The following is an 8,008-nucleotide window of genomic DNA, read 5'->3' on the forward strand; positions in this document are numbered from 1 at the left end:
GCAGCCACATACCGTCGGCGGCAGCCGCAAGCCCGGTACTGCCGCCGGTCCTCGCCCGTGAAGTCGACCGGATCGCCGGCCGTTTCGTCCCCGTCGCCGTACAGAGCCCGCTGCACCACCCCGGCACCGTGCCGTTCAGCCTGGACGGCAAGGCGGTCGTGGTCGTCACGGGCCACGACACCCGTCTCGCCGAGCTGCTGCTGCCGCTTCTCGCCGAGCAGGGCGCGCTGCCGTACGCCGTCGCCCCGCAGGGCACGGAACTCACCGGCTGGCGGACGGCGCACGCCGACTTCACCGACCCCGAGGCACTGGCCGCCGCACTCACGACGGCCCGGGGCGGCGCCCCGGTCCAGGCCGTCGTCAATCTGCACCCCTACGGTGCGGGCCCCGAACCCATCGCCGGCGACGGGCAGCACACCTCCTTCGACGCGCCGGCCGCCGACTGGAGCGCCGCGGCCGACCAGCACTTCACCGTCAACCTCCTCGCCGCCAAGGCCTACTTCGCCGATCTGGCGCAGGCCGGCGCCGAGGGCGGCTACTTCGCCGCCACCGCCGTCGGCGGGGTCTTCGGACTTGAGGCCGACGGTGCGATGGACCCGCTCGGCGGACTCACCGCGGGATTCGCCAAGAGTCTGCAACTGGAACTCCCCGACGTCCGCGTCAAGGTCGTGGACTTCACCGACAGCGGGGTGCGGGACGCGGCGGACGCCTTGTTCGCCGAGATCACCCACCAGGCCGAATCGTCCGCCGAAGTCGGTTACGTACGGGGGCTGCGCAAGATCGTGCAGGTGCTCCCGCACGAGATCGACACCGACGAACGCCGCGGACCGGTGCGGCTCGACCCGGGCAGTGTCGTCGTCTTCTCCGGCGGCTCGCGCGGCATCACCTACGAGTGTGCCAAGGAACTCGCCCACCTCGAAGGCGTACGCGTCGTCGTCCTCGGCCGTACCCGCCCGGCCACCGGCACCGAGGAGTGGATGGGCCTGGACGACGCGGAGTTCGAGGCACTGGGCGCCAACTGGTTCCGCACGGCCAAGCAGTCCAACCCCGCCGTCACCCCGGTACAGGCGAAGAAGGAGTTCGCCGCACTGGCCAACTCCCGCGTGCTGTACCGCAACATCGAAGAACTGCGCGCCATCAACCCGCTCACCGGCTACGAGACCTGCGACGTGTCCGACGCGGCGCAGGTCACGGCGACGATCCAGGCGATCCGGCAGAAGTACGGCCGGATCGACGGCGTCGTGCACGCGGCGGGCCTCGACTCGGTCGCCACCGTGCCGAAGAAGTCCCTCGCCCACGCCCGCCATGTCGTACGGGTCAAGGCCGACGGCGCCCACCACCTCTGGCACGCCGTCAAGGACGACGAGTTGACGTTCTTCAGCTTCTTCGGCTCCTTCCTCGGCCGCTTCGGCATGGACGGCCAGGTCGACTACACGGCGGGCGCGGATCTGGTCTCCAAGCTCTCCGCGCTGCTCGCCAGGCGGCGTCCCGAGGTCAGGGTCTTCACCCTGTGCTGGACCGGCTGGTCCGACGTCGGCATGGCCGCGACGGAAGCGGTGCGGCGGATCCAGGAAGTGGGCCGAGGCCTGCGCTACCTGGGCGTCGAGGAAGGCGTCCAGCACTTCGCCAGGGAGATCTTCCAGGGCGGTAACGACCCCGAGGTCCTGGTCTTCGGCGAGATCGGGACGAACAGCTACGGCGGCCAGGACGCGTCCATGAACGCCGACAGGACCGGTGTCGCCGTGCCGGTCGGGCCCGACGGCAGTGTCAGGGACCGGATCAGCCTGCCGCTGCTGGACGCGGTCACCGACACCGGCAAGGGCCGGATCGTCGCCACCAAACGGCTCGACCCGCGCACCGACCGCTACCTCGACGACCACCAGGTCAAGGGCGCCGGCACCTTCCCCGGTGTGCTGCACATCGAGTCGCAGGCCGAGGCGGCCGGGCTGCTCGTGCCCGGACACACCGTCATCGGCGCGGAGAACATCGAGTTCCTGAAGTTCGTCAAACACCTGCCGAACTTCCCGCTCGACCTGCGTCTGGAGGCCCGGGTCACCGGACCCCACGAGATCGCACCGGACGTACCGCGCCGGATCACCGCCGAGATCCGCTCGGACCTCGTCACCGCCGACGGCCGGGTCCTGGAGGCCGACCGGGTGCACTCACGCGGCACGTACTTCTTCGCGCGGCAGCCGGCCCCGGCGCCGGACGCCGACCCCTCGATCGCCGAACTCGTCGAGAAGGCAACCGAGTTCGACCTGGAGCGGTTCTACGAGCGGGCCCACCGGCAGATCACCTTCGGCCCGACGTTCCGTCAGGTCAGCCGGATCGGGTTCCTCGGCGACATCGACGAAGGCCGGGTGGTGAGCGAGATCGTCGTGCCGTCGGGGCGCGGCCTCTTCTCCACCGTCGCCACACCTCGGCTGCTGACCATGCCCGTCGTCATCGACAACGCCTGGAGGTCCACCCTGCTGTGGACGTACCACCGACACGGCACCCATGTGGTGCCGGTCTCCATCGGCGCACTGCGCTTCTACCGGGCGCCGCTGCCCGACGAGACCCTGTACACCCACTCCACCGTCGCCCCCGACGCCGGAGGCAAGCCGGGCGGCCTGCGCATCGCCACCCGAATCGTCGACTCCGCCGGCATCCCGCTGTGCGAGATGGACGACCTGGTGGTGGCGCGAGTGGGACGCGATGAAGGCGATACGAGTCTGCTGGGCTGAGGCGGCCGTGCCGGGCGGCGCCGTGACGCTGCCCGGCGGCGGCGCCGTGACCACCGAATGGCTGCCGGTCGCCCAGGTGCGCGGGGACTACGCGGCGGCCCCCGCCGCGTACAGCGCGCACTACCTGGGCCCGGCGGAACTCTCCGTCTTCGCCCGGATCACCGTACCCAAACGGCAGGTCGAATGGCTGGCGGGACGGGTCGCCGCCAAACGCCTGGTGTGTCTGACCCTGGAACGGCTCGGCCTCGCCGTACCGCCCAGCGAACTCGCCGTACTCGGCCGCAAACCCGGCGGCCGGGCCGGCAAACCCGAACTGAGCGCACCACCCGGGGGCGGCTACGGGCGGGACGGCCCCCCGGAGCTTCCCATCACCGACATCTCCCTCGCGCACACCCTGCGGTTCGCGGTGTGCGGCCTGGCCAGCGGCGGCCGGGTCGGGGTCGATGTGGAACCCCTGCGGAGCTTCAGCCCCGCACTGCTCCGCACGGTCTTCACCGAACGGGAAGTCGCCCTGGCCGAGTCCGTGTTCCCGGCCTTCGACCCGGCACACCGGGCCACCGCGCTGTGGGTGGTCAAGGAAGCACTGCTCAAGGCGTACGGCATCGGCTTCGCGCACGGCTGGGGAACAGCCCGGCTGCGCGGGGCCGGGCCGGCCGCCGCCGTCTTCGACATCAACCTGCCGGCCGGCACCGACCCGGGGGACCGGGTGCACATCCGCTACGGCCGGCTCACCGACCACATCTTCGCCATCGCCACCGTGACCCCCTGGGCCACGGACGGCCACCAGCAGAAGGGGCAGCTCCGTGCCTGGGACTGACTTCGAGGACTTCGACCCGATCGCCGTCGTGGGATACGGCTGCGTCTTCCCGCCCGACTCGTACGACGCGGACACGTTCTGGCAGAACATCCTGGGCGGGAAGATCGGCATCGGCTCACCGCCCGACGAGCGCTGGGACTGGCAGAACTACCACGACGAGGACAAGAGCGTCGTCGACAAGACGTACTGCCGCTGGGGCGGCTTCATCGACGACTACGCCGGGCCCACCGGGCTCGACGAACTGACCCGCATCGGACGGGAGGCCGTCACCGACTTCAACCGCACCCAGCTGATGGTCCTCGACACCGTGCTGCAGACACTGCGCATGTCGGGTTACACACCGCACCAGTTGAGCACCACCGACACCGCGCTGTTCGTCGGCAACATGCTCGGCGACGAAGCCGTGATGGAGTCCTCGCTCGCCTTCCGGGCCGGCGAGGTGCTGCACCACATCAAGGGCGGCGCTGCGTTCCAGGGCCTGGAAGCGGAGCAGCGGGCCGCCATCGAGAGCGGCTTCCCCGCCGCGGTCAAACGCCGGCTGTACGACGCGGAGGACTCACCCGCGGCCAACGTCTTCCAGGTCAGTGTGGCCAAGGCGGTCGCCCGGGTGCTGGGTCTGCCGGGGCCCGCGGCGATCGGCGACGCCGCCTGCGCCTCGGGGCTCACCGTCATCGACACGGCGGTGAAGTACCTCCAGGACGGCAGCCACGACATGGTGCTGGCCACCGGTGTGCAGGGCAACATGAACATCACCGGCAACGTGTGCTTCGCCAAGATCGGCGGACTCTCGGCCACCCGCTCCACCCCGCTCGACGCGGGCGCCAGCGGCCTCATCAACGGCGAGGGCTCGGGCACCGTCCTGCTCAAGCGGCTCAGCGACGCGGTGCGCGACGGCGACACCATCGCCGGGGTGATCCGCGGTGTCGCCACCCGCTGCGACGGCAAGGGCAAGGCCATCTACGCCCCTTCGCCGCGCGGCCAGGTGGCGGCGATGCGCCGGGCGCTCGAACTCGCCGACGCCCAGCCGGAGGAGCTGGACTACATCGAGACCCACGCCACCGCCACCTCCACCGGCGACCTGGTGGAGGTCACCTCGCTGCAGCAGCTCTACGACGGCCGGGAGACCGACCCCGGATCCATCCTGCTCGGCTCGGTCAAGGCCCAGATCGGACACACCTTCTCGGCCGCCGGCATGGCCAACCTGCTGAAGATCCTGCTCTCCTTCAAACACGAGACGGTGCCGCCCACCCACGCCTTCAGCACCGCCCAGCCGGAGATGAAACTCCCCGGCTCGCCGTTCCGGGTCCCCGTCGAGGCCGAGTCCTGGCAGGTGCCCGACGAATGCAGGCCCCGCCGCGCGCTCTCCAACGCCTTCGGCTTCGGCGGCGTCAACACCAGCATCGTCGTGGAGCAGTACGACGCGGTCCACCACGCCGACGCCGCCCTGAAGCAGCAGAGCCACGCGGGCCGCGCCGAGAGCGCGGTCAGTGTGCCGCTCGCCGTCCTCGGCATCGGCTGTGTCACGCCGTACGCCAGGGACATCGCGGGCCTCGACCCCGACAGGCCCGCCGGCACGGGGGTTTCGGGCTTCCCCGCCGACCGCTGGCACCCGGACGCCGCCGCCGTCTACGACCCCGAGGGCACCTGGCGCGGCGGTGTCGTCACCGACCTGGACTTCCCCTGGAAGACCTACCGCATCCCGCCCAGTGTGCTGGCCGACCTCGACCGGGCCCAGCTGCTGTCGGTGATGGCGGCAGGGCAGGCGCTCGAACAGTACGGGGTGGCGGCGGCCGACCGGGTCAACGCCGGTGTGTTCGTCGGCGCCACCTGCGGTCTCGAATCGGGGCTCACCCGCAACTTCCGTATCCGTCTGGTGGAGTTCGAGCGCGCCCTGGAGGACGTGCCCGCCTACCAGGCGCTCGGCACCGCCACCCGGCAGGCCCTGGTCGACAGCTACACCGAGGAGGTGCACCGCTACATCCCGCACACCAGGGAGAACGCACTGCCCGGCTACATGGACAACATCACGGCCGGCCGGATCCAGAACATCTTCGACCTGCGCGGCCCCGGCGTCGTCATCGACGACGACCTGTGCTCCTTCGGGACCGCGCTCGGCCTGGCCAAGCGCAACCTCGAACAGGGCGAGTGCGACGTCGCGCTGGTCGGCGGCGTACACGCCAACCTCACACCCGAGTTCACCCGGCTGTTCGAACGCAGACTGAACGAGGCCGGCCATCACATCGACGACCTGACCCCCGGCGAGGGCGCGGCGTTCTTCGTCATCAAGCCCCTCGACCGGGTCACCGAGGGCGAGCAGGTGCTCGCCGTCATCGACGGTGTCGGCTGCGCCGACGCCGACATCCCCATCGCAGGGCCCGGTGTGCCCTTCTTCTACGGCGCCGATGGCGCCATCCGCACCGTGGAGGTGATCGCGGCCATGAAGGACTCCGACGAGGATCTCGTGCACGTCAAACTCCCCCAGATCGAGAGCGGTTACGGCTACTCGCTCCGGATCAGGCGCAACGGCGACGTCCCCGACGGCGACCGGCCGCCGGTCCCCGCCGCCCGGCGCGTACCGGTGTCGGCGGACGCCTCGCCCGACGACCCCGGCACCGGCTTCATCACCGCCGACACCTACGAGCGCCTCATGCAGAAACTCGAATCGCTCGGCCACGGCGCCATGAGCCAGCTCGACCACATACCGCCCAGCTCCCAGGACAGCTACCGGCTCGGCTTCAGCTACGCGTCGTGGGTGGATCTCGCCCGCAAGGCCCAGCTGACCCTGCGGCTGCTGCGGCCCGACAGCACCACCAACCCGTCCGCCCGTCCCCCTGTCACGAGGTGAACCCCATGTCGACAACGATCGAAACCACCGCTTCCCAGGAACAGCTCGCCCGGCCCGTCCACCCCTGGCTGCGCAGCCTGTTCTTCTGGCCGGTCCTCATCCACTGCCTCGCCTGCCTGGTGCCGCTCTACCTGTTCAGCTCCAGCACCGGCGACGCCTTCGCCTGGGAGACCGGATCGCCGCTGAGCGCCGCAGCGCTCGGCGCCGGCTACGCGGGCGCCTGCACGATGTTCGTCCTGACCATGCGGGAGAAGGACTGGACGAGCGCACGCGGTACCGTTTTCGCGCCGATCACCCTGCTCGTCTCGGCCCTGCTGCTCACGGTCTTCTACCGGGACGAGTTCCACTTCACCGAGGGACCCGGCCTCGCCCGCGCCTTCGCCTGGCTGTGGCTGGTCTCGCTGGCCGTCTTCCCGGTCACCGCCTTCGTCGTGTACAAGATCCACAACACCGCGCCGAAGAACCCCGACGGCCGCGGCCCGGCCCCGATGGGCGCCGACGTACGGATCCCCACCGCCGTCATGGGCGCCGTCCTGTGGGGCCTCGCCTTCGCCCTGTGGATCGCGCCCCAGGCCGTCGGCGACGCCTGGGCCTGGCAGCTCGACCCGCTGGACGCCCGGATGCTCGGCGCGTGGTTCTTCGCCTTCGGCGCCGGCGCCTGGCAGGCCCTGTGGGAGCAGGACCTGCACCGCATGCGGGCCGGCTTCCTCACCGACGTCACACTGAGCGTGCTGTCGCTGGTCGCCGTCGCCAGATACGCCGACGAGATCCGCTGGGGCAACGCCCTGACCTGGGTCTACCTCGTCGTCCTGGTCGGACTGCTGGTCGCCGGTCTGACGGGCCGTTACATGGCGCTGCCGGAGGCCGTGGAGAAGGAGCACAAGCGCCTGGAGACGGGCACGGTGCCGGCCTGAGCGAGGTCCGGCCGACACGTCGCCGGGGCCGGCCGACACCGGCCCCGGCGACCGGTCCCCGCAGCGTCCGGCGCGAGGAAGGGACGGACGAACCACCGATGGATCCCCACAAGGGAGGTTTCAGGATCCATGACGCGATCACCGTGTCGTTCAGGCAGTGGGTCGCCAGGAACCACGTCGACTCGGTCGAGGGCATCGGCCACATCCCCGCCGACGGGGCGTTCATCGTCGTCTCCAACCATCTCAGCTTCTTCGACCACTACCTGCTCGAAACCGTGCTGTACGGGGCCCGCGGCCGGTACGTCTACTTCCCCGCGAAGGCCGAGCACTTCCGTAACCCCGTCAAGCGGCTGATGCGGCTCAGCGTCGGCTGCATCCCGCTGGACAGCGAACGCCCCGACCGCAACGCGCTGCGCGCGATGGGGGAGGTGCTGGCCGCGGGGGACGTGCTGTGCACCTACCCCGAGGGCACCCGCTGGACGGGCGGCGGCCTCAAGCCCTTCAACGACGGCCCGTTCTACTTCGCGGTCCGCACCGGCGTACCCGTGATACCCGTGATGATCCACGGCACCGACCTGATCCTCGCCAAGGGCGAGCTGCGGCCGCGCGCGGCCACCGCGCGGCTGGTCTTCGGCCCCGCCATCACCGCCGAACCGGCCGGCCGGCGCGGCGCGCGCATCGCCGCACTGCGCTCCCTGGCCAGGGA

General features: G+C 70.8%; 5 protein-coding genes. All 5 read left to right on the top strand.

Going from position 1 to position 8,008, the window contains the following annotated elements; translation table 11 throughout:
• The coding region (locus HY68_RS44285; RefSeq protein WP_041998181.1) for an SDR family NAD(P)-dependent oxidoreductase at positions 1-2,726 on the top strand (2,726 nt) is incomplete at its 5' end.
• Positions 2,698-3,543, top strand: coding sequence for a 4'-phosphopantetheinyl transferase superfamily protein (locus tag HY68_RS31375; RefSeq protein ID WP_078864042.1), 846 nt, complete (start codon positions 2,698-2,700; stop codon positions 3,541-3,543). The genes HY68_RS44285 and HY68_RS31375, both read left to right, overlap by 29 nt.
• Positions 3,530-6,388, top strand: coding sequence for a beta-ketoacyl synthase N-terminal-like domain-containing protein (locus HY68_RS31380; RefSeq protein ID WP_041998186.1), 2,859 nt, complete (start codon positions 3,530-3,532; stop codon positions 6,386-6,388). Before HY68_RS31375 ends, HY68_RS31380 begins: the two co-directional genes overlap by 14 nt.
• A gap of 5 nt (positions 6,389-6,393) precedes the next feature.
• A complete protein-coding gene (locus tag HY68_RS31385) occupies positions 6,394-7,302 on the top strand; it encodes a hypothetical protein (RefSeq protein ID WP_041998188.1) in 909 nt (302 codons plus the stop codon).
• Positions 7,303-7,400: 98 nt separating this feature from the next.
• Positions 7,401-8,008: lysophospholipid acyltransferase family protein (locus HY68_RS31390; RefSeq protein ID WP_198533461.1), on the top strand; the 608-nt coding region annotated here is incomplete at its 3' end.

Origin of the sequence: Streptomyces sp. AcH 505, from assembly GCF_000818175.1 — a bacterium.
Taxonomy (GTDB): Bacteria; Actinomycetota; Actinomycetes; order Streptomycetales; family Streptomycetaceae; genus Streptomyces.

Excerpts from the sequence above, each read along its gene's own strand:
- HY68_RS31375 (WP_078864042.1), top strand. The coding sequence starts at position 2,698 with ATGAAGGCGATACGAGTCTGCTGGGCTGAGGCGGCCGTGCCGGGCGGC.
- HY68_RS31385 (WP_041998188.1), top strand. The coding sequence starts at position 6,394 with ATGTCGACAACGATCGAAACCACCGCTTCCCAGGAACAGCTCGCCCGG.